An 18,484-nucleotide genomic window follows, 5' to 3' on the forward strand; every position below is an offset into this window, starting at 1 on the left:
GGGCATGAAAGAACAAGCAGTGTTGAGTTGCCGCGACCTGGGCAAATCCTACGAGGAAGGCCCGGAATCGGTGGTGGTGCTGTCGGGCCTGCAGCTTGAATTACACCCCGGTGAGCGGGTAGCGATCGTCGGCACTTCGGGGTCGGGCAAAAGTACCTTGCTCAACCTGCTCGGCGGCCTCGATACCCCGACCAGCGGCAGTGTGTGGCTGGCGGGTGAAGAGTTGTCGGCCCTGGGCGAAAAGGCCCGTGGCCTGTTGCGTAATCGCTCGCTGGGCTTCGTCTACCAGTTTCACCACTTGCTGCCCGAGTTCACTGCCCTGGAAAACGTCTGCATGCCGCTGCTGATCGGCAAGACCGCGATCCCCGAGGCCCGTGAGCGGGCCACGGCGCTGTTGACCCGTGTCGGCCTGGGCCATCGCCTGGAGCACAAACCGGCGGAGCTGTCGGGTGGCGAGCGCCAGCGCGTGGCCATTGCCCGGGCGCTGGTCAACAAGCCGGGGCTGGTGATGCTCGACGAGCCTACGGGCAACCTCGATTCCCACACCGCACAAGGCATCCAGGATTTGATGCTGGAACTCAGCACCTCGATGCGCACGGCGTTCCTGGTGGTGACCCATGACATGAGCCTGGCCCGCCAGATGGATCGTGTATTGCACCTTCAGGAAGGTCGCCTGACCGCGATCTGACCGGCCGCAACCCGACGCCTGCAAGCGGGCGTCGGGTCTTCAATTTTTATACGGTGCCCGCGAATGTTCAGACCGTTATCGATTTTTATCGGCACGCGCTATACCCGCGCCAAGCGCCGCAATCGCTTTGTTTCGTTTATCTCCATGACCTCGATGATCGGCCTCGCCCTGGGCGTACTGGCAATGATCGTGGTGTTGTCGGTGATGAACGGTTTCCAGCGTGAAATGAGTAACCGCATCCTCGGCATGGTGCCCCACGCGACCATCGTTGGCGTCAAGCCCATCGATGACTGGCGCCCGGTGGCCGAGGCCGCGATGAAAAACCCCGAGGTCACGGCGGCGGTGCCGTTTACCGAGCTGGACGGCATGCTGTCCTATAAAGGCTCGATGCAGCCGATCCAGATCAGCGGCATCGACCCGGCGCAGGAAGGCAAGGTCTCGATCGTGACCCAGCATATCGTGCAAGGCAGCCTTCAGGACCTGAAGCCCGACGAGTACGGCGTGGTGCTGGGCGATATTGTTGCGCGGCGTTTCCGTCTGGGCGTGGGTGACAAGATCACCCTGATCGTACCCGAGGCCAGCACCGCACCGGGGGGGATTACCCCGCGCCTGCAGCGTTTGAACGTGGTGGGCATCTTCAAGGTCGGGGCCGAGCTGGACGGCACTATGGGCCTGATCCACATGGCCGATGCCGCGGCGATTCAGCACTGGGAACCGAACCAGGTGCAAAGCGTGCGCCTGGCGGTCAAGGACCTGTACGCGGCGCCGCAGGTGTCGCAGCAGGTAGCTGCCGGCCTGGGGGATGGCTACAAGGCTGACGACTGGACCCATACCCAGGGCAGTCTGTTCAGTGCGATGAAAATGGAAAAAACCATGATTGGCCTGTTGCTGCTGATGATCGTGGCGGTGGCTGCTTTCAACATCATCGCCACGTTGATCATGGTGGTGAATGACAAGGGGGCCGACATCGCCATCCTGCGCACCATTGGCGCGACGCCGCGCCAGATCATGGCTATCTTCATGGTCCAGGGCACGGTAATCGGTATCGTCGGCACCTTGATCGGCGGCGTGCTGGGGGTGATTGCGGCGCTCAATGTCAGTGAGCTGGTGGGCTGGATGGAGCGGGTGACCGGCCAGCATATCTTCAGTTCCGATGTGTACTTTGTCAGCAACCTGCCCTCGGAGCTGCAAGGCGGCGATGTGGCACTGATCTGTGGCGCGGGCTTTGTGCTGAGCTTCCTGGCCACGCTGTATCCGGCGTATCGGGCGGCGAAGATTCAACCGGCCCATGCGTTGCGCTATTCCTGATCAAATTTGCACTGTTCTGTGGGAGCGGGCTTGCTCGCGATGGCATCGACGCGGTGTGACTTAAGCACCGCGCCGCCTGCATCGCGGGCAAGCCCGCTCCCACAGTTGAATAAACCGGTCAGGCTGGCAACTCAATCACAAACCGCGTCATCCCCTCCTGCGACTCACAACGAATCTGCCCGCCATGGGCGCGAATAATCGACTGGGTAATCGCCAACCCCAACCCCGCATGCTCACTGCTGCCTTCGCGCCGAGCCGGGTCTGCCCGGTAAAACCGGTCAAACAGGCGTGGCAGCAGTTCTGCCGGAATCCCCGGGCCTGTGTTCTCGATGCTGATGCGTGCGCTGCTCGGCAAAGCCTCAATCAGCACCCTGATCGCGCCACCCGCCGGCGTATAGCGCAATGCATTATCCAGCAGGTTGGACAGGGCGCGGCGCAGCATGCTGCGGTCGCCTGCCATGTGTGCATCGCCTTCGCCGGTCAGTTCGATGTGCGAGTCTTCGGCCAGCAGCGCATAAAACTCCAGCAGCGCCTCCACTTCGCGGCCCAGCTCCAGCGGCTCGCGGCGCGGCGTCAGCAGGCCGTGATCGGCCTTGGCCAGATACAGCATGTCGTTGACCAGTTGCGCCATCCACTGCAGCTCTTCGAGGTTGCTGTGCAGGGCCTCGCGGTATTCTTCAATGCCCCGGGGGCGGGTCAGGGTGACCTGGGTATGGGTCAGCAAGTTGGACAGGGGCGTGCGCAGTTCATGCGCAATATCGGCGGAGAACGCTGACAATCGCTGAAATGAATCGTCCAGTCGCGCCAGCATGGCGTTAAAGGCTGCGGCCAGCTCTGCCAGCTCGGTGGGCATCTGCTCCTGGGGCAGGCGAGCGTTGAGGGAGTCGGCCGACACGCTGGCGGCAATCGCGCTCATGCGCCGCAAGGGGCGCAGGCCGCTACGGGCAGCCCAGGCACCGAGAATCGCCGTGGCCAGCGCCGAGAGGCCGACAGTCATCCAGATCAGCCGCTGCATGCGCTGCAAAAAGTGCTGGTGATGGGTGATGTCGAGCAGCAGTGTCAGTTGCGGCGTGTCCGGGCTGTCGTTGTGTGGCACCAGCACACGGTAATCGGTGCCGTTGATCTGCAGGCTGCCCAGGCCCGGTTGTGTTTCAAGCGTCAACGGCAGGCGCGGTGAGCTGTCAAACCACAGGTGTCCGTCCGGGCCGCGTACCCGTACTGCCAGGTCCGGCTGATGGGCCAGGTCCTGCAGCAGGGCGGGCAGGCGCAGGGTGAAGCGCTCCAGGGTGTCAGCCCCGTGCAGCGTGCTGCGCAGAACGGCGAGGCGGCTCTCCATCAATTGCTGGTCCAGCTCGACAAAATGCACCTCACTGGCCCGCCCGAACAGCACCCCGGCAAACAGCGACACCACTGCGGTACAGCCGGCAAACAGCAGGGCCAGGCGACTGCTCAGGGACAGGCGGCGCATCAACTGCTGCGCTCTTCAAGCACATAACCCATGCCGCGCACGGTGTGGATCAGCTTTTGCTCATGGCTGTCGTCGATTTTCAGGCGCAAGCGGCGAATCGCCACTTCGATGACGTTGGTGTCGCTGTCGAAGTTCATGTCCCACACCTGCGAGGCGATCAGGGACTTGGGCAGCACTTCGCCCTGGCGGCGCAGCAGCAGTTCGAGCAGGGCGAATTCCTTCGCGGTAAGGTCAATGCGCTGGCCGTTACGCTCGGCGCGGCGACGGATCAGGTCCAGGCGCAGGTCGGCCAGTTGCAGGCTGGTTTCCTGGGGGGTATTGCTGCCGCGGCGCAGCAGGCTGCGCACCCGTGCCAGCAACTCGGAAAAGGCGAAGGGCTTGACCAGGTAATCATCGGCGCCCAGTTCCAGGCCGTGGACGCGGTCATCGATTGCATCGCGTGCGGTCAAAAACAGCACCGGTATGCTCAGCCCTGCGCTGCGCACGGCCTGCAGGATTTGCCAGCCGTCGCGCCCGGGCAACATGACGTCGAGAATCAGCAGCGAATAATCGCCGGTCAATGCCAGGTGTTGCCCGGTAATACCATCGGCCGCCAGTTCGGTGGTGAACCCGGCCTCGCTCAGGCCCTGGCGCAGGTACTGCCCGGTTTTCACCTGGTCTTCGACAATCAGCAGTTTCATGGTCGACTCATCGTAATAATTAACCTCAGCCTTATACCGTGGTGCAGGTTATGCAGGGTCAAGCTGACAAAGTTGTAATCTTGCGGTCAGTTAAATGCCAGTGCCGCTATTTTAAAGTGCTGCCAAGCCTGACATTTTTGTTTCTGGGAGTAAGTATGACCGCACGTATCCGTTTGTCGCTCGTGGGCTGTTTATTGGCCTTGAGCCTGCCGGTCATGGCATCACCGGCGGCTCATTTCGATTTCGGTCAGCCTGCACCTGCCGCCAGCGCGACGCGTACGGTGCAGGTCGAGATGAGCGATATCGCCTTTAGCCCCAAGACACTGGACGTTAAAGCCGGTGAGACCGTGCGTTTCGTACTGGTCAACAAAGGTCAGTTACTGCACGAGTTCAACCTGGGCAATGCGGCGATGCATGCAGCGCACCAGAAAGAAATGCTCGACATGCAACAAAGCGGCATGCTCACCCCGACCGGCATGGGCCACGGCGGCATGGATCACTCGGCGATGGGGCACGGTTCGATGGACATGCCGGGCATGAAGCACGATGACCCCAACAGCGTGCTGGTCGAGCCGGGCAAAACCGCCGAGCTGACCTGGACCTTCACCCGCGCTAACAACCTGGAATTTGCCTGCAATGTGCCTGGTCATTACCAGGCCGGCATGGTCGGCAAGGTCAAGGTTGCACCTTAAAACGCCCTGATCGTCAGTCAACGCTGAAAGCCTGGCTTAAACCCGATAGAATTACCGGGTTTTTCTAGCCAGGTTTTTGTCATGCATCCCGCCGCCGAACATTCCCCGCTGGGCAAGTCCAGTGAATACATCAGCACCTACACCCCGTCCTTGCTGTTCCCGATCCCGCGCGCGGCGAAATGGGCCGAGCTGGGGCTGAGCGCCGAAACCCTGCCGTATGTCGGCGTGGATTTCTGGACCTGCTTCGAGCTGTCCTGGCTGCTGCCCTCGGGCAAGCCGGTGGTGGCCATCGCCGAATTCTGCTTTGCCGCCGATTCGCCGAATATCGTCGAGTCCAAGTCGTTCAAGCTGTATCTGAACTCGCTGAACCAGACGGTATTTGCCGATACGCCAAGCCTTGAGGCCACGTTGCGTGCCGATTTGTCAGCCGCTTCCGGCAAACCTGTCAGCGTGCGCGTACGCAGCCTGGATGAAGTTCAGGCCGATGGTGTAGGCGTTTTGCCGGGTGTGTGCATTGATGGCCTGGACATCACGGTCAGTGATTACGCGCAGCCGCGCCCTGAATTGCTCAAGTGCGACGATTCCCAAGTAGTCGAAGAAAGCGTCTACAGCCATTTGCTCAAATCCAACTGCCCGGTCACCAGCCAGCCGGACTGGGGCACTGTGGTGGTCGAATATCGTGGTGCGGCACTGGATCACGCCAGTTTGCTGGCGTATCTGGTGAGCTTTCGCCAGCATTCGGACTTTCATGAGCAGTGTGTGGAGCGGATCTTTCTCGACCTGCAACGTTTGCTCAAACCCGAGAAACTGACCGTGTATGCGCGCTATGTGCGCCGTGGCGGGCTGGATATCAACCCGTACCGCAGCACCGAAGCGGTCGAGTTCCAGAATGTGCGGCTGGTGCGTCAGTAATACGATTCAGCCTTGTGGGAGCGGGCTTGCTCGCGATGGTGTCGACGCGGTTTGCCTGACAAACCGCGTCGCCTGAATCGCGAGCAAGCCCGCTCCCACAGAGTTTTGCTTAGCCGTTATTCAACGCCTTTGCCTGCTCCAGCACGGCCTCGACATGGCCCGGCACTTTCACTCCGCGCCATTCGTGACGCAACACGCCGTCCTTGTCGATCAGGAAGGTGCTGCGGTCCACGCCCAGATACTCCTTGCCATACAGTTTTTTCAGCTTGATCACGTCAAACAGCTGGCACAGGGCCTCGTCCTTGTCGCTCAGCAACTCAAACGGGAAGCCCTGCTTGGCCTTGAAGTTCTCATGGGACTTGAGGCTGTCGCGGGACACGCCAAACACTTCGGTATTGGCCGCCTGAAACTCCGCGTAATGGTCGCGAAAGCCCTGGCCCTCAGTGGTGCAGCCCGGTGTGCTGTCCTTGGGATAAAAGTAAATCACCACCTGCTTGCCCTTGAGCTGCGACAGGCTGACGGTTTTTTCACTCGTTGCCGGGATCTGGAAATCGTCTACGGGTTGGTCAATTGCAACAGCCATTGAGTCGGTTTCCTTACATCGGGTTCTGTGGGCGCCACGGTTCGATCAGTGCATCCAGGTTCAGCGCATCGGCGAAGTCCAGGAACTGATCACGCAGCCAGCTGATTTGCACACCGGCCGGCAAGGTCACGGTAAAGGTGGCGTTAAGCATGGTGCCGCCGGTTTGTGGGGCCTGATAGGTGTCGCATGTCAGGTTTTCCAGTTCAACGTTGTGGTCCATGAAGAACTGGCACAGCTCGTTGATGATGTCCGAGCGGTAGGCCGAGCTGACATAGGCCACATACGGCAGTGCCTGCGGGCGGGTTTCCAGGGCAGCACTGCGCACTACGTTGACGCTGAACGCGTGCTTTTTGGCCAGCGCAGGCAGGCCTGCTTCCAGGCGTGCCAAGGCGTCCCAGCTGCCGGTTACTTCCAGGACCAGGGCACTGCATTCGCCGTGGCGAGTCAGGCGCGAGGTCACGACAGCGCAGCGATTTTCATGGCTGGCGCGGCACAGCACGTTAGTCAGCTCCATTGGGTTGGCGCCAAGGGCACTGATGACAAGGAATTGTTCGCGAACTGTGGGGGTGGACATTCAACCTTCCTAAAACGATGAGCGGTCAGTACGGTCGATGCTGGGCAAGTTGCCTGGCAGGCGCAGCTGGAGCGCCACAAGCCCGCCAAACCAGCGAAACAGGCGGTTTGCAGGCTGTGCAAACCGGGCTTGGCGGCGTTTGGACGGGGCTTTGGACGCCTGCAGAAGGCCTGTGAAACAGACTTGCACGCACATCAGTACCAATCAAAGGCTGAAGGGTAGCGAAAAGCAACGCGAAGGGGAATGCTCATCGGGCGCGCTGTTGCTTGTGCAAGGGTCATGGCGCCAGTACCATTACGGCTCTCTTTTTCCGGCAGGAGCGGTTGCATGATTGCGGGCAGTATGGTGGCACTGGTCACACCTATGGATGCACAAGGTCGTCTTGATTGGGACGCTCTGAGCAAACTGGTGGACTTTCACCTGCAAGAGGGCACCAACGCCATTGTTGCCGTTGGCACTACAGGTGAATCGGCAACTCTGGACGTGAACGAGCACATTGAAGTGATTCGTCATGTCGTCAAGCAGGTTGCAGGGCGCATTCCGGTGATCGCCGGCACGGGCGCCAACTCGACGCGTGAAGCGATCGAACTGACCACCAATGCAAAGGCCGCTGGCGCCGATGCATGTCTGCTGGTGACGCCGTATTACAACAAGCCGACCCAGGAAGGCTTGTACCAGCACTTCAAGGCCATCGCCGAAGCAGTCGATATCCCGCAGATCCTGTACAACGTTCCGGGCCGTACCGCCTGCGACATGCTGCCGGCCACCGTGATCCGCCTTTCCACCGTGCCGAACATCATCGGCATCAAGGAAGCCACCGGTGACCTGGCGCGCGTACCCGCCATCCTGGCCGGTGTGAGCAGCGACTTCCTGGTGTACTCCGGTGACGACGCCACCGCAGTCGAGCTGATCCTGCTCGGCGGCAAGGGCAATATCTCGGTCACCGCCAACGTTGCCCCGCGTGACATGAGCGACCTGTGCGCCGCCGCGATGCGTGGCGATGCCGACACGGCCCGTGCGCTGCACGAAAAGCTGATGCCGCTCAATAAAACCCTGTTTATCGAATCCAACCCTATCCCCGTGAAATGGGCGCTGCATGAGATGGGCTTGATGTCGGACGGTATCCGTCTGCCTCTCACCTGGCTCAGCGAGCCTTGCCACGAACCACTGCGTCAGGCAATGCGCCAGTCCGGTGTCTTGGTTTAATTGAGGAAGCACTACGCATGAAGCGATTGGCCGGACTTTCCGCACTAGCCGTGATTATTTCCAGCACCAGCGGTTGCGGTTGGCTGTGGGGTCAAGAGGGTTACTTCCGCGACCGCGGCAGCGATTACCTGGAGGCGCGTCAAACCGCCCCGATGCAATTGCCGCCGGGTGTCCAGACTGACAAGCGCCTTGTGCCGCTGTTGCCGATCCCCAGCAACGTGCCCGACGACAATGTCAAGGGCGAGTTTGAAGTACCGCGTCCACAGCCCTTGGCTGTAGCCGCCAGTGCCAGTGATTTCAGCCTGCAAAAAAGCGGCGACAGCCGTTGGGTGATGGCGCAGCGTTCGCCGTCTGAAGTCTGGCCGGTGGCGATGCAGTTCTTCCAGGACAATGGCTTCCGTATCGACGAGCAGCGCCCGCAAACCGGCGAGTTCACCACGAGCTGGCAGCGCGCTGACGAGCTTTCCGCGCCGATTGCCCGCCATGTGGGCAGCAGCGGCCTGGCCTCTGACAGCGAAACCCGCCTGCGGGTACGCATCGAGCCGGGTGTGCAGCGCAACACCAGCGAAATCTACGTGGTCAGCGCCAACCGCCCTGCGGGCAGCAGCGCCAACGTCGACTTCGGCACCCGTTCGGTCAACACCGGCCTGGATGCCGCCCTGGTTGATGAAATGCTGATCAGCATGAGCCGTAACGCCGAAAAGGGCGGGTCGGTCTCGTTGCTCGCTGCGCGTGATTTCGACACCCCGGCACGGGTTACCCTCAGTGAAGACGGCAGCGGCAACCCGGTGCTGACCCTGACCGAAGACCTCGACCGTGCCTGGTCAGGTGTCGGCCGTGCGCTTGAGCAGGGCGAATGGCGCGTTGAAGACATCAACCGCACCTTGGGTCTGTACTACATCAACCTGGCCGAAAAAGCCGAGAAAAAGGACGAGAAACCTGGTTTCTTCTCCGGTCTCTTTGGCAGCAAACCGGACAAGGAAGAAGTGGAAGCTCGCGCCCAGCGTTATCAGGTTCGCCTGAGCAAGGTGGGTGACAGCGTGCAGGTTACCGTCGAAGAAAACATCAACACCGTGGCTTCGCCAGAAGTGGCACGCAAGGTGTTGGGCGTGATTCAAGACAACCTGGGCTGATCCTATGCGTTTTGCCGTTCTCGGCAGTGGTAGCCAAGGGAATGGCACGCTGATAGCCAGCGACAGCACTTATGTACTGGTCGATTGCGGTTTCTCGTTGCGAGAAACCGAGCGTCGCTTGGCGCGGTTGGGCGTCAGCGCCCATCAATTGAGCGCGATTCTGGTCACCCACGAACATGCCGACCATGTGCATGGCGTGGGTTTGCTGTCTCGACGCTACAATTTGCCGGTGTACATGAGCCGTGGCACACAGCGCGGGATGCGCAAGCCTCTGGAGGCCGCCGGTTATGTGGCGGGTGGCCAGACGCTGCAAATCGGCGCGTTGACCGTCAGCGTGACCCTGGTTGCCCATGATGCCCAGGAGCCTACCCAGTATGTATTCAGCGACGGCAAGCGGCGTTTTGGCTTGCTCACCGACTTGGGCTCGTATTGCGCCGGGGTACTGGACAGCTACAGCGGCCTGGATGCATTGATGATCGAGGCCAACCACTGTCGCGACCTGCTCGCGCGTGGTCACTACCCGGCTTTTCTCAAGCAGCGGGTAGGAGGCCAGGAAGGACATTTGAACAACCACCAGGCCGCAAGCCTGGTGGCCGAGTTGGGCTGGCAAGACCTGCAACATCTGGTACTGGCCCACCTGAGCAGCAAGAACAACCTGCCGCAGCTGGCCCGGCAATGTTTTGTCGACACCCTCGGGTGCGACCCGGACTGGCTGCAACTGGCCGATCAAGATTCAGGGCTCGACTGGCGCACAATCGCCTAGCCCACCTACTTAGCATGCGGAGCCCATCATGGAAAAACGTGAAGAACTCTATCGCGGTAAAGCGAAATCGGTTTACAAGACTGACGACGAAAACCGCTTGATCCTGCTGTTTCGCAACGACACCTCGGCGTTCGACGGCAAGCGTATCGAACAACTTGATCGCAAGGGCATGGTGAACAACAAGTTCAACGCCTTCATCATGCAGAAACTCGAAGAAGCCGGCGTGCCGACCCAATTCGACAAACTGCTGGGCGACAACGAATGCCTGGTGAAAAAACTCGACATGATCCCGGTCGAGTGCGTCGTGCGTAACTACGCAGCGGGCAGCCTGGTCAAGCGCCTGGGTGTGGAAGAGGGCATGAAGCTCAACCCCTACACCTTTGAACTGTTCCTGAAAGACGACGCCAAGGGCGACCCGTTCATCAATGAATCCCACGTTGTGGCATTCGGTTGGGGCACGGCCGAGCAACTGGTGCGCATGAAAGAACTGTCGCTCAAGGTTAACGACGTCCTGAACAAGCTGTTCGACGACGCTGGCCTGTTGCTGGTCGACTTCAAGCTTGAGTTCGGCGTATTCCACGACGGTTCCATCGTTCTGGGCGACGAATTCAGCCCGGACGGCTGCCGTCTGTGGGACAAGGCGACCGGCAAGAAAATGGACAAGGACCGCTTCCGTCAGGGTCTGGGCGACGTTATCGAAGCCTACGAAGAAGTTGCAAACCGCCTCGGCGTCCCGCTTTAAGCCGTAAAGGCGCGCAAGCAACTGATACAGCGCGGTTTTTTTGAAAAAAGGCTTTGCCAAAATCAAAAACCGCGCTATTATTCGCGCCGTTGGAGAGATGCCAGAGTGGCCGAATGGGACGGATTCGAAATCCGTTGTACTGGCGACAGTACCTAGGGTTCGAATCCCTATCTCTCCGCCATTATTGAACAAGACGAAGCCCCCGTAATCATTGATGATTACGGGGGCTTTTTCGTTTCTGAAGATTTTATAGGGCATTTCTAGGGCAAATCACTCCACTGTTCAGGTCTCCTACAAGCCCCGCTGCGCTCTTACAAAGCACCTATGAGCGTTTCGATGCAGAAAGCGTTTCTACGCCTAATGGGGCGATGTGGCTGTGCTTGGAGTCGAGAGTGTAATGGTGGGTTGATACTAATGAGCTGGGCTGACCAAGGTCGATCTTGTAAGCATTTGCTTACGCTGAGATAGGATAATCGCTATGGCAAGTCTATTTGCCATCAGCTACATTCCACGCAACGAAAGCTGTAGGGAAAAAAATTACAATGCTTTCGTTGAACGATTGGTCGTTACGATCGTCGGATTTTTTAGGGGATGGATTTCCCAAGCTTTCAAAGTGGATGTCACTTTGATAGTATTTTGACCCAAATTTCAGGGTGCTTGTACTTTTACTGGTGCCCACTGGAGCAGAGCATGCAAACAAATCGCACTGATTTCGAGGCCGGTTTCGCACTTCTGGGAGTGAATCCCAGCCCGGGTTCGCAGTACCCTGGTGCTGCTACCTATGCTCGACAGTTTAAGAAGTGCTCGATTCTGACTGAAGTGAATGTCAGTTATTCTTCGAATACTTCCGCGATTAGTCTGAACAAGAAAATTGACAACAAATAATCCTTTGTTGTGATTTAAGAGCCCGGTTATCCGGGCTTTTTTATGGATAATAAGATGCCAAACTGGACACAAGTTTTAGACGAGATCATCATTGCGCAGCAAGGTGGCGCTAGCGGCATCGATATAGTCAGGAAGAAGTACCTTGGTTTGTTGCAGAAGAAGACATCTCGCAATGTAATTGCATACTATTCAGGCTTTCTTCAAAAGCCTGGTTATGGCTTTGCTCATGTTAATGATGATGATAAAAACGGATTGATGAATGCAATTCATGGTTTAGATCGAAGCCTAGGTTTAGACTTGATTCTGCATACACCTGGCGGCGATATCTCCGCTGCTGAGTCAATTGTGCATTATCTCCGCCAAATGTTCGGTACAAATATTCGTGCAATCATCCCGCAAATTTCAATGTCAGCTGGGACAATGATCGCCTGTGCTTGCTCTGAAATTGTGATGGGAAAGCAGTCGAACATTGGGCCTTTCGATCCGCAGTTTGGTGGTATTCCTGCGCACGGTGTCTTGGAAGAGTTCGAGAAAGCGATTGAGGCTGTGAAAGCTGACCCGCGTACTACTCCAATATGGCAAACCGTTGTCAGCAAGTATCATCCTTCTTTTTTGGGGGAGTGCGAGAAGGCTATCGATCTAGCTGGTGACATAGTGCGGGCTTGGTTGATTGGGGGAATGTTTCAAAATGAGGAAAAGGCTGTGGACAAGGCGGATAGAATTGTTGCTGCTTTGAATGACCACGCCGGAACCAAAACCCATGCCCGGCATTTTCATATTGAAGACGCTGTTGGTTTCGGGTTGAAGGTCGTGCAGCTGGAAGACGACGCAGATTTGCAGGACCTCGTTCTGACCGTGCACCATGCGTATATGCACACTTTCGCGAATACTACGGCGGGCAAAATCATTGAGAATCATGAGGGTGCCTGCATAGTCCTTTGTGCTCAGTGATTTAGATTTATGCAACCCTCAGCATATCGAGCCTTGAGGGTTGTACCCCGATATATCCTCATTATAGAAGACGTAGTCCTCTCTATAGCGCGCTAATCTGACCGAAATCCCAGCATCTCAGAAACGACCCCTGCCATGCTCTTGGTATCGCGCGGTATCCATCTCCCGTAGTGCTTTCTCACCATAGTCGTATCTGCATGCCCTAGTTGCCGAGCGACCCATTCGACAGGCACATAGCTCGATAGCATCTGACTTGCAAATGTATGGCGGCACTGATTTGCACCTCGATGCCGAATCTCTGCCTTTTTCAGGTGCGAAGTAAACCAGTTGCTCAGAGTCTTACCGTTCCAAAGCAGTCCGCTGGTGCTACTGCGGAACAAGAATCGGACCTTTTGCTTTTTGCTGGTGATGTTGTCGCGCTGAATCACTTTGATCTCAACGCTTGGAGCCTTTGATGCGTCGGCAAGAATCTGGCGCATCAACTCCAGGGCTGGGTCGATCAGTTCGACGGTTCGCAACCTAGAGCGCTCTTTCGGTACTTTGAATTCTCCAACCACTGACGCTCTGCGCACGTGGACAGTACCGGCTTCTAGATCCACGTCTTCCACTGCGAGTGCAATCACTTCAGACAAAGACAGCCCCGCCCAGCAGTTGAACATAATCATCCGGGCATCAGGTATGCGGGTAGGATCTGCTTTGCCTATTTGCTCGATCTCTTCACGGCTGAATGGATCGGCGTGCTCGAGGTCGGCATCAGTGCCCACATTGCTGATTCTGTCCAAAGGGTTGGCTTTAAGAATCCCGTCCCCAAAAGCGTTGGCCCACACGCCCCTGATTACCGTAAAAATGTCATTTACGGTCTTTGGGGCGAGGCCTTGTTTCAGTAGTTGAGCCTGGAACAGTTCAATATCGCTTTTGCTGATATCGACGATCTTCGATTTGCCGAACTTTTTCTCGACGTGGAGTGCCTTGCTTGCATAGTTGGCCGCTGTGCTTGAGGCTCTTAGGGCGCGTTGGACTTCCATCCAGCGCTGAATCCCTTCTGAAACCGTTCGTTTGGTAGAGTGGCCGCCAGCCCCTGAGAACATTGCTGCGCGTGGAGAGTCAGGAAAGTGGGTCGCGTAATCGAAACGACCCTCTTTAATTTCAGCCAAGATCGTCCGGCGTTTGTTGTCCGCATAGGCGATAGCAGACTTGTTCACCTTAACGATCCCGGCCAGTGGTTCTCTGCATCGCTGGCCATGGAGCATGAATGATATGCGCAGTTGCTTACCGTTCAGCTCTACGCCGGTTGGCATTTTGTTTGTCATAGCTGGCCCGCCATCCACTTCTCAATCTCTGAGCGGTTGTATACGATTACATTAGCCGGGTCCCATCGCCAATGCTTGCCTTCCAGCCATTTACCGCTAGAACGGTACTTACGAGCGGCCTCGGTGCTAATGCCGAAAGTGGGAGGCAATAACTCCTGACGAAACCATGCACCTGGAGTGATAAAAAAATCCATCTTGTGTGCAGCGCTCATATCACGGCTCCTATTTTCTCTAGCTGCTTGCTAATACCAAGGTTGCGGCTGAGCACCGTTCTGTATGCTTTGGAAAGGAAGTAAGTTAGGCCCAAAAAGCCAGCACCCATACCGATTAAAACAATGCTTATGTGTTGTAAGTGCATGTGCTGTTTACCTCGTTAAAACCCGCCGCCGTGATCGTTGGTGAGAGGCCGGCGGCGGGATGGTGCGTGGGGTTATTTACAAAGTGGCTTCGTACAGCGGTACTTCGCTGATGGCGGCTTGGATTTTGTCGCGCACCGCGTTGTAGGCTTCTTCAAGAACCTTGTCCGGGCGCACCAGTTCGAACCACATCATCAAGCGGCCGTCCTGGATGCGATAACGGAACCGCGCAGGCACGCAGAACGCATCACCGCCAAGGAAGGGTTTCACTGCAATGAAGAACTGCTCAGGAATACGCAACTGACCAGCTTCGCCAGCACGGCCGTCGATTTCTTCGTTGTACGTGAGTTGCACTTGGCCATTGTCGAGGCGTGTGCCTTGGCGGAAGGTGATGTTTTTCTTGGCCTCAAGGGTGCGGCTGATTTCCAGCATATCCGCTGCACCTGGTGCATTTTGTTCGTTGGCAGGCTGGGTAATGTCCCACACGTTTTCTTCGATGAATTCAGCGAAGCTCGCTTGGTCCATGCGCTTGCGGTCGTATTCTTTCCAGCGGCCCCATTCAACAGTGGTGGGGCAGCGATAGGTGGCTACATGCTCTAGCCACGCCGGGCAGTCTGGCTGGTGGTAGTCGATCACTGCCGAGAAGGTGCGTCCTTCCGGGCCGTTGCAGAATACGGCTGTTGCCGAAGTGGCGAAGCGATTCACGTAGTCGATGAACGACTCAGCATCCAGCACGGTGAGCTTTTGTTTGGCACGGGTCGGTGCAGGCAGCAGATGCTCAAGGCTTTTGAGCGAGACATCTTGCGGGAGTAGGGCGATTGGCGCGGCCAACCCAGGGTGATCGACGGGCTTGCCGATGGATTGAGCGTAGCTGAACAGCTGTTGCAGGGCTTGTTGCATTGGATGTGCTCCAGTGGGTAGTGCGAATGGTGAGAGGCGAGAGTTTTTTTATTGACTGACTTGTCGCAGAACTTCGGGTTTTTCTTCACCCACAGTTCTAAGTGCCAGGTCTTGTTGGCGAGGGTCGCGGCGAGTGAGGTTGCCCTCAGGCGTCAGGAAGAACAGAGATGTGCCGCGTGACAAGGCCGGCTCTTTGGCTTTGACGTCTGCCTTGATGGTCATCTGGCCGTTGCCATCGGGTTTGTAGGCGAGCTTGATAGTCAGCTCGCCACCTTTGCCGGTCAGGCGGATGGCGTCGATCAGGCTGTGCTGCGTTTCGCTGAGTTCATCCAATAGCCCGCCCGCTTCGATATCGCGCAGGGTGTCGATGAATGGACGTGATTTGCTCATGTGCTGTGCCTTTTTGCGTTGGTTGCAGTGGCCCTGAATTTCAGGGGAATACTCAGGCGGCTTGGTTGGGCGCTTGCGCGTCGAGGTAAGCCGCCAACATGTGCAGGTACACCACCGGCTTGGCTCGACTTGAGCGGTGCAGGCGGGTGACCTTGAGTGCAATGCGCCCGGCTTTTATTTCGCTGAGCAGGTAACGATCAGTTCTGATGTGCGTGAAGTAACGTTCGCGGACTGCTGTGAGGCTTGGGCAGGGTGTGGCGAACTCCCTTCGTAACTGGTCGAGTGTGTCGCTCACGCCGCATCCTCCCCGCACCCCTTCTGTTGGGGCACCAGCTTGAGGCGGATCAACTCGGCCAGGCCTTCTTTGGTTTTACCCATTGCCGCCGCGCAAATCTGGCCCTTGCTGTCTGCGATCACTGCGCCATAGGGGTATTCAGGGCAGCGGGTCGGTGTGACGTAGGCGATTTGTCCATCATTAATAACGGCGTCTACGCACCGGAATACCTCAGCCAACTCCGCCGTAACCGCGGGAAGCGCTTCAAGCAACGTTACGGCTTCAGCTGACGCGCCAATAAGCGTTGCGCGGCTGATAATCGCGGGGTTATTGACAAAGATCGGGACCAGCTTCAGGGCGCCTATTGCTTGGGTGATTGCGTTCTGTTTCATGCGGCGGCGTCCTTATGGGTAGGGGATGGGGTGATGCCCAGTTTCTTGCTCAGCCACGGCACACCGGGTTCTTTCACCATCACAACCGCGTAATGGCTGAAGGTGTTGATGTTCGTGTTCCAGCGACTACGGGTGTCTACGTACAGGTAACCCTGGTCGCGGTGCTTGCTGGCCAGCTCACCGCTCTGGGTCAAAATGCCGAGCTCACGCAATCGTGTGCGAAAGGCACGTGGTTTCAAGCCGAGCAGGGCGGCCGTGGCGTCCAGGGTTCGGTTCATGTGGGCGCTCCTTAAGCCGCTGCGCGAGCGCACAGGGCTGTGAAGATTTCGTCCAGTTGACCGGTCATGTCCTCAATCGACGTGTCGTTATGCAGAACGAGGTCGTTGTCATGGATGGAGATGCCGGACTCGCTGATATGCGGGTTCACATGGGGTGCGTCTGCACGCAGCAGGTGAATGACTAGGCCGCCTTTTTCCCGAACGAAAGCGGCCTCATTTTCGAAGCGCAGATCGCTGATCACAAAGCCGCTGGTGGTGTCGTTGATCTGGCCGAGAAGCTCAAGGTTTTGCTCAGCCAGCCACACCCACACGTCAGGGTGAATCTGATTGCGGCCCCATTCAGTGCCCAGCGATTGCATCAACTCGCGCGCCGAGTGGCCTACCCAGTCGACAGGCTGCTCTTTGTGTTCGTCGTCAAAATCACGCGCGGTCAGATTGAAGAGGGTCATCAGGCCTTCACGCAGTGGGTCTGCAAAGGCGTAGGTTTGAAAGTTATGGGTGCTGGCCAAGTGCATCGCTGCGGTCGTTTTGCCCGAGCGGGCAAGGCCTGCCAGTCCAATCAGTACCTGTTTCATGCTGCGTCACCTCCGAGTGGAGCGAGGGTTTCAGCATGTTTAGTGGTTAAAGCGATTCGTTGCGGATTATTGATGATGACCAGTAGGCCTGTGCTGCGCTGGATGTCTTCAACTGAAGCGCGACTGGTGCAGGCTGCCGGATGGACATAGATCCGGCAGCGGGTGCTGCTGTGCTGTGTAGTCTGCATGGCTCGTACTCTTGGTGAGAGGTTTACGAGCCAACATTACCTCAAGGTAAAATAGGTATTCAATACCTTTAGGTAATCTTTTTTGTTTTTGGGTAATTTTTGTTTCTGGGGATGAAAAAAAACCGCCGGTTGGGCGGTTTTGGTTCGAGAAGGCGTGATCAGTAGTTGATTTTACTCGGAGGGATAATTCCGCCTACGTAATGAATTTGCTCGATTTCATGCCGGTCAATGGTAAGGCGTCCATACCCGTCGTTGACGGCCATTAGGCTGACTTCCTCCTCATTTGCATAGAGAAGCTCTTTGACCATGCATTCGCCGTTAACTCTTCGAACCATGACGTACTCACCTGGTACAAGTCTATGGTTAGGTTCGCACCAAACAACCCAGCCACTGCGGATGGCTGGAGCCATTGAATCTCCTTTGACACGTAGTGAGTAAGCCCCTGGGTCTGAGCTAGGAACGTCAACCCAGCCATCTGCTAGCTCCAGTGCCTCCCAATATCCTTCTGGTCCCAATTGTGCTGTTCCTAAAATTGGCGTCCTTTTAAAAGGTCTCGAAAATTCCGGACCTTTTTCCAGTGAAATAGCATGGACGTGGTCTGTCGCTGACTCTCCGTCATGCAGCTTTATTCCGTCTGGTGTATCTAAGGAGCCTGCCGGTAGATCCAGCTTGTTCTCTATGTGGCGGGCGAATTCTTCGCCAATTCTTTTACGGTTTTTCTCGATTTGCGTGAGGCATCTAGAGATATAGCTTGCCTGCCGGTCGATTGCAGCAGCTAAGCCTGCTCGGTAGCCGCGAAACCTGACCGTCAGGATCGTCTGAAGGTTGTGTCTTCGAATGTCATGAATATCCATATCGCTCATATTCCATTCTTGTTACTCAGAGGTAAATGTCCTTTGGGTATTGCTTTGTGATTACCTTTGGGTAATATTTGCATTGTGACGACCAGGAGGCGCGCCATGCGACCCAAAAACACAAAGCTACTTGTATGGCTCAAGAGTGCGGACGATAAATCTGTTGCCAAGACTGGAACAACTCGTTCTTACCTACGTGCCATTGGTTATGGCTATAAAACTCCAGGTCCCGAGATTGCCTCCGCAATTGAACTGGCAACCGGGGCGGTGGTAACACGAAAAGATTTACGAGACGACTGGTTGGCGATTTGGCCAGAGTTGAATAACAACCAAGCTGCTTGAAAGGATGCCGGGCCGGGGCCTCTCACCAAAGATCCCCCAG

Annotated in this window: 23 protein-coding genes and 1 tRNA gene; 11 read left to right on the plus strand and 13 right to left on the minus strand. The window is 57.0% G+C overall.

The features are described 5' to 3' along the window. Window positions 1–4: 4 nt before the first annotated feature. Both lolD and BFC21_RS26095 read left to right on the plus strand, forming a co-directional pair. Window positions 5–688 carry a lipoprotein-releasing ABC transporter ATP-binding protein LolD gene (gene lolD / locus BFC21_RS26090; protein WP_162939374.1) on the plus strand — a complete coding sequence of 228 codons (684 nt, stop codon included), beginning with the start codon at window positions 5–7 and terminating at the stop codon, window positions 686–688. A gap of 63 nt (window positions 689–751) precedes the next feature. Beyond that, window positions 752–1,996 (plus strand): lipoprotein-releasing ABC transporter permease subunit, encoded by a 1,245-nt coding sequence (locus BFC21_RS26095; RefSeq protein ID WP_086796115.1) that lies wholly within the window; start codon window positions 752–754, stop codon window positions 1,994–1,996. Between the two features lie 118 nt (window positions 1,997–2,114). Here the strand turns inward: BFC21_RS26095 and BFC21_RS26100 are convergent, their stop codons facing one another. Further along, window positions 2,115–3,464, minus strand: a complete 1,350-nt coding sequence (locus BFC21_RS26100; protein ID WP_120266661.1) for a heavy metal sensor histidine kinase — start codon at window positions 3,462–3,464, stop codon at window positions 2,115–2,117. Further along, window positions 3,464–4,144 carry a heavy metal response regulator transcription factor gene (locus BFC21_RS26105; protein ID WP_088379326.1) on the minus strand — a complete coding sequence of 227 codons (681 nt, stop codon included), beginning with the start codon at window positions 4,142–4,144 and terminating at the stop codon, window positions 3,464–3,466. The genes BFC21_RS26100 and BFC21_RS26105 overlap by 1 nt, the downstream gene beginning before the upstream one ends. Before the next feature lie 155 nt (window positions 4,145–4,299). Between BFC21_RS26105 and BFC21_RS26110 the strand changes: the two genes are divergently transcribed. Together BFC21_RS26110 and queF are read left to right on the plus strand one after the other, a co-directional pair. After that, window positions 4,300–4,836 (plus strand): plastocyanin/azurin family copper-binding protein, encoded by a 537-nt coding sequence (locus BFC21_RS26110; RefSeq protein WP_088379327.1) that lies wholly within the window; start codon window positions 4,300–4,302, stop codon window positions 4,834–4,836. A gap of 81 nt (window positions 4,837–4,917) precedes the next feature. Further along, window positions 4,918–5,748, plus strand: coding sequence for an NADPH-dependent 7-cyano-7-deazaguanine reductase QueF (gene queF, locus BFC21_RS26115; RefSeq protein ID WP_088379328.1), 831 nt, complete (start codon window positions 4,918–4,920; stop codon window positions 5,746–5,748). Between the two features lie 109 nt (window positions 5,749–5,857). On the opposite strand, the gene BFC21_RS26120 is transcribed toward queF, so the two are convergent. Both BFC21_RS26120 and BFC21_RS26125 read right to left on the minus strand, forming a co-directional pair. After that, the gene (locus tag BFC21_RS26120; protein WP_088379329.1) at window positions 5,858–6,331 is read right to left on the minus strand and encodes a peroxiredoxin; all 474 of its coding nucleotides are present in this window, start codon (window positions 6,329–6,331) and stop codon (window positions 5,858–5,860) included. Window positions 6,332–6,344: 13 nt separating this feature from the next. Beyond that, the gene (locus BFC21_RS26125; protein WP_016780071.1) at window positions 6,345–6,905 is read right to left on the minus strand and encodes a glycine cleavage system protein R; all 561 of its coding nucleotides are present in this window, start codon (window positions 6,903–6,905) and stop codon (window positions 6,345–6,347) included. A 327-nt stretch (window positions 6,906–7,232) separates the two neighbouring features. Between BFC21_RS26125 and dapA the strand changes: the two genes are divergently transcribed. From dapA to BFC21_RS26165, 6 genes are all read left to right on the plus strand, one after another. Then, complete coding sequence (gene dapA / locus BFC21_RS26135) at window positions 7,233–8,111, plus strand: 4-hydroxy-tetrahydrodipicolinate synthase (protein WP_088379331.1); 879 nt, start codon at window positions 7,233–7,235, stop codon at window positions 8,109–8,111. A gap of 17 nt (window positions 8,112–8,128) precedes the next feature. After that, entirely contained in the window at window positions 8,129–9,244 is a 1,116-nt protein-coding gene (gene bamC / locus BFC21_RS26140) for an outer membrane protein assembly factor BamC (RefSeq protein WP_088379332.1), read from the plus strand. Between the two features lie 4 nt (window positions 9,245–9,248). After that, window positions 9,249–10,007, plus strand: coding sequence for an MBL fold metallo-hydrolase (locus BFC21_RS26145; protein ID WP_016780075.1), 759 nt, complete (start codon window positions 9,249–9,251; stop codon window positions 10,005–10,007). Window positions 10,008–10,035: 28 nt separating this feature from the next. Then, on the plus strand, window positions 10,036–10,749 hold the full coding sequence (gene purC / locus BFC21_RS26150; protein ID WP_019410660.1) for a phosphoribosylaminoimidazolesuccinocarboxamide synthase: 714 nt from the start codon (window positions 10,036–10,038) through the stop codon (window positions 10,747–10,749). Between the two features lie 91 nt (window positions 10,750–10,840). Beyond that, window positions 10,841–10,930, plus strand: a tRNA-Ser gene (locus tag BFC21_RS26155). A 758-nt stretch (window positions 10,931–11,688) separates the two neighbouring features. Then, window positions 11,689–12,585 (plus strand): S49 family peptidase, encoded by an 897-nt coding sequence (locus tag BFC21_RS26165; RefSeq protein ID WP_120266663.1) that lies wholly within the window; start codon window positions 11,689–11,691, stop codon window positions 12,583–12,585. Between the two features lie 92 nt (window positions 12,586–12,677). Here the strand turns inward: BFC21_RS26165 and BFC21_RS26170 are convergent, their stop codons facing one another. The 9 genes from BFC21_RS26170 to BFC21_RS26215 all read right to left on the minus strand — a co-directional run bounded on the left by BFC21_RS26170 (window position 12,678) and on the right by BFC21_RS26215 (window position 18,111). Beyond that, window positions 12,678–13,895: a tyrosine-type recombinase/integrase gene (locus tag BFC21_RS26170; RefSeq protein WP_120266664.1), complete on the minus strand. Its 1,218-nt coding sequence runs from the start codon at window positions 13,893–13,895 to the stop codon at window positions 12,678–12,680. Continuing rightward, window positions 13,892–14,107, minus strand: a complete 216-nt coding sequence (locus BFC21_RS26175; RefSeq protein WP_120266665.1) for an excisionase family protein — start codon at window positions 14,105–14,107, stop codon at window positions 13,892–13,894. The genes BFC21_RS26170 and BFC21_RS26175 overlap by 4 nt, the downstream gene beginning before the upstream one ends. Window positions 14,108–14,329: 222 nt before the next feature. Then, window positions 14,330–15,151: a YfdQ family protein gene (locus BFC21_RS26180; RefSeq protein WP_120266666.1), complete on the minus strand. Its 822-nt coding sequence runs from the start codon at window positions 15,149–15,151 to the stop codon at window positions 14,330–14,332. Between the two features lie 48 nt (window positions 15,152–15,199). Continuing rightward, the gene (locus tag BFC21_RS26185; protein WP_047275449.1) at window positions 15,200–15,541 is read right to left on the minus strand and encodes a hypothetical protein; all 342 of its coding nucleotides are present in this window, start codon (window positions 15,539–15,541) and stop codon (window positions 15,200–15,202) included. A 52-nt stretch (window positions 15,542–15,593) separates the two neighbouring features. Further along, window positions 15,594–15,836 (minus strand): pyocin activator PrtN family protein, encoded by a 243-nt coding sequence (locus BFC21_RS26190; RefSeq protein ID WP_047275447.1) that lies wholly within the window; start codon window positions 15,834–15,836, stop codon window positions 15,594–15,596. Continuing rightward, window positions 15,833–16,207: a hypothetical protein gene (locus BFC21_RS26195; protein WP_047293134.1), complete on the minus strand. Its 375-nt coding sequence runs from the start codon at window positions 16,205–16,207 to the stop codon at window positions 15,833–15,835. The genes BFC21_RS26190 and BFC21_RS26195 overlap by 4 nt, the downstream gene beginning before the upstream one ends. Continuing rightward, window positions 16,204–16,485, minus strand: coding sequence for a hypothetical protein (locus BFC21_RS26200; RefSeq protein WP_047275709.1), 282 nt, complete (start codon window positions 16,483–16,485; stop codon window positions 16,204–16,206). Before BFC21_RS26200 ends, BFC21_RS26195 begins: the two co-directional genes overlap by 4 nt. Window positions 16,486–16,496: 11 nt before the next feature. Continuing rightward, entirely contained in the window at window positions 16,497–17,060 is a 564-nt protein-coding gene (locus BFC21_RS26205; RefSeq protein WP_120266667.1) for a deoxynucleotide monophosphate kinase, read from the minus strand. Window positions 17,061–17,406: 346 nt separating this feature from the next. Beyond that, the gene (locus BFC21_RS26215) at window positions 17,407–18,111 is read right to left on the minus strand and encodes a S24 family peptidase (protein ID WP_256557605.1); all 705 of its coding nucleotides are present in this window, start codon (window positions 18,109–18,111) and stop codon (window positions 17,407–17,409) included. Window positions 18,112–18,207: 96 nt separating this feature from the next. On the opposite strand from BFC21_RS26215, the gene BFC21_RS26220 reads away from it, so the two are divergent. After that, on the plus strand, window positions 18,208–18,444 hold the full coding sequence (locus BFC21_RS26220; protein ID WP_120266668.1) for a hypothetical protein: 237 nt from the start codon (window positions 18,208–18,210) through the stop codon (window positions 18,442–18,444). Window positions 18,445–18,484: the final 40 nt, after the last annotated feature.

This window comes from Pseudomonas sp. TMW 2.1634 (assembly GCF_001703595.1).
Classification (GTDB): domain Bacteria; phylum Pseudomonadota; class Gammaproteobacteria; order Pseudomonadales; family Pseudomonadaceae; genus Aquipseudomonas; species Aquipseudomonas fragi.

Coding starts and splice junctions, on each gene's coding strand:
- BFC21_RS26185 (WP_047275449.1), bottom strand. CDS start 15,541: ATGAGCAAATCACGTCCATTCATCGACACCCTGCGCGATATCGAAGCG.
- BFC21_RS26215 (WP_256557605.1), bottom strand. CDS start 18,111: ATGAGCGATATGGATATTCATGACATTCGAAGACACAACCTTCAGACG.
- BFC21_RS26095 (WP_086796115.1), top strand. CDS start 752: ATGTTCAGACCGTTATCGATTTTTATCGGCACGCGCTATACCCGCGCC.
- BFC21_RS26125 (WP_016780071.1), bottom strand. CDS start 6,905: ATGTCCACCCCCACAGTTCGCGAACAATTCCTTGTCATCAGTGCCCTT.
- BFC21_RS26145 (WP_016780075.1), top strand. CDS start 9,249: ATGCGTTTTGCCGTTCTCGGCAGTGGTAGCCAAGGGAATGGCACGCTG.
- purC (WP_019410660.1), top strand. CDS start 10,036: ATGGAAAAACGTGAAGAACTCTATCGCGGTAAAGCGAAATCGGTTTAC.
- BFC21_RS26100 (WP_120266661.1), bottom strand. CDS start 3,464: ATGCGCCGCCTGTCCCTGAGCAGTCGCCTGGCCCTGCTGTTTGCCGGC.
- BFC21_RS26205 (WP_120266667.1), bottom strand. CDS start 17,060: ATGAAACAGGTACTGATTGGACTGGCAGGCCTTGCCCGCTCGGGCAAA.
- BFC21_RS26175 (WP_120266665.1), bottom strand. CDS start 14,107: ATGAGCGCTGCACACAAGATGGATTTTTTTATCACTCCAGGTGCATGG.
- BFC21_RS26165 (WP_120266663.1), top strand. CDS start 11,689: ATGCCAAACTGGACACAAGTTTTAGACGAGATCATCATTGCGCAGCAA.
- BFC21_RS26170 (WP_120266664.1), bottom strand. CDS start 13,895: ATGACAAACAAAATGCCAACCGGCGTAGAGCTGAACGGTAAGCAACTG.
- bamC (WP_088379332.1), top strand. CDS start 8,129: ATGAAGCGATTGGCCGGACTTTCCGCACTAGCCGTGATTATTTCCAGC.
- BFC21_RS26120 (WP_088379329.1), bottom strand. CDS start 6,331: ATGGCTGTTGCAATTGACCAACCCGTAGACGATTTCCAGATCCCGGCA.
- dapA (WP_088379331.1), top strand. CDS start 7,233: ATGATTGCGGGCAGTATGGTGGCACTGGTCACACCTATGGATGCACAA.
- BFC21_RS26195 (WP_047293134.1), bottom strand. CDS start 16,207: ATGAAACAGAACGCAATCACCCAAGCAATAGGCGCCCTGAAGCTGGTC.
- queF (WP_088379328.1), top strand. CDS start 4,918: ATGCATCCCGCCGCCGAACATTCCCCGCTGGGCAAGTCCAGTGAATAC.
- BFC21_RS26180 (WP_120266666.1), bottom strand. CDS start 15,151: ATGCAACAAGCCCTGCAACAGCTGTTCAGCTACGCTCAATCCATCGGC.
- BFC21_RS26110 (WP_088379327.1), top strand. CDS start 4,300: ATGACCGCACGTATCCGTTTGTCGCTCGTGGGCTGTTTATTGGCCTTG.
- BFC21_RS26200 (WP_047275709.1), bottom strand. CDS start 16,485: ATGAACCGAACCCTGGACGCCACGGCCGCCCTGCTCGGCTTGAAACCA.
- BFC21_RS26220 (WP_120266668.1), top strand. CDS start 18,208: ATGCGACCCAAAAACACAAAGCTACTTGTATGGCTCAAGAGTGCGGAC.
- BFC21_RS26105 (WP_088379326.1), bottom strand. CDS start 4,144: ATGAAACTGCTGATTGTCGAAGACCAGGTGAAAACCGGGCAGTACCTG.
- lolD (WP_162939374.1), top strand. CDS start 5: ATGAAAGAACAAGCAGTGTTGAGTTGCCGCGACCTGGGCAAATCCTAC.